Here is a 1,285-nt window from a genome sequence, read left to right on the forward strand (position 1 = left end):
CTCACGGGGAGCAGATCGGGCATTCCCTGCTCGGGATCGCCTCCCAGATCGACCCCGGCGGGGCGGCCCAGAAGACCCTGCGGGGCCCGAACGGTAAACCCCTGGCCGTCATCCGCGGGACCGGGGCCGAGCAGCGTGTCGGGTACGTGATCCCGGACCGCCTCGGCAGCGTCATCGGCCTCATCGGTGCGAACACTGCCGGTGGGTCGAACGCGGTCAAGATCGTGTCCTACGCCTACGACCCCTACGGCAACATCCGCTCCGCCCCCGGCCTGGACGAACCCCTGGCCTGGTGGAACACCCTCACCTGGACCGGCGCACCCCGCGACCACCAAACCGGCCTCTACCGCCTCGGCGTGCGCTGGTACGACCCGGTCATCGGACGCTTCACCACCCCCGACCCCACCAGCCAAGAAACCAACCCCTACACCTACGCAGGCGGCAACCCCTGCAACACCACCGACCCCACCGGCGGCAGCGGCGGCAGAATGGGTTGTAACGAGTGGGGCTTTGTAATTGCGATGGCAGGAGTGGGTGTCGGGACAAAGGTGCCACACCCCTACGTCACAACGGTTAGCGCCATCTTCGCTGTCGGAGGTTACGGTTTTGCTGTGCTCTGTAGCGCCGGGACCGCCTCCACTTCAGGTTCAGAATCAAGTGTCACTCGGAGTGGTCGATGCTTCATTAACTCGAGCACTGGTGCCAGGGAGTGTCCATAGATGGGTGATTTTTTCCGTCAGGGCGGCAATGGCAGCTTGCTATATATCGGGCCATTAGTAGCTGGGCTCCTCTTGGGACGATTCATTTTTGCCCGAGGCCCAAGATGGCTGATGATAGTGGAGGCTTCATTGGCTATCTTTGCCCTCCTTATTGCGCTTCCCTATACGGGCTTTTTGAGCATATTGGCACCTCTAGGTTTTATGGTTGGAGATCTTGCGGGTCGCAATAACTACAAAAAGGCTCTCATGGACCATGAAAAGCCTTCCGAATAGCGCTGTCGCGGAGCGCCGCATGGTGCTCGGGATGCGCGTGCGCGCTCACGAGGGGGCTAAGGGCAAGGCATCCCAAGGTCCCGACGCGGCACCAGCGGTCGATCCGTACGCCGAGGCCCGCAAGGCCGTCCGGGCGGCCTCTCAAGGCTTCCCGGGTCATGACGCCACGCATTCGGTGGCGACCGGTAGCGCGCCTGACTACGGCCCTCCCGTGCCGCCTCGAGGCCCCAGGCGGGAGACCGGCGGCCTCACTGACGCTCCCGCACGCTGGCCGAGGCCCTTGGGCCGGTTGA

The 1,285-nt window shown here is 63.9% G+C and carries 2 protein-coding genes; both read left to right on the top strand.

Annotated elements, in window-relative coordinates:
* Positions 1–719 (top strand): RHS repeat-associated core domain-containing protein (locus PINTE_RS21185; RefSeq protein WP_169798596.1); only part of this gene is annotated, 719 nt, incomplete at its 5' end.
* Positions 720–992: a hypothetical protein gene (locus PINTE_RS23000; RefSeq protein ID WP_157087445.1), complete on the top strand. Its 273-nt coding sequence runs from the start codon at positions 720–722 to the stop codon at positions 990–992.
* Positions 993–1,285: the final 293 nt, after the last annotated feature.

The organism is Piscicoccus intestinalis NBRC 104926, assembly GCF_001515525.1.
Taxonomy (GTDB): Bacteria; Actinomycetota; Actinomycetes; order Actinomycetales; family Dermatophilaceae; genus Kineosphaera; species Kineosphaera intestinalis.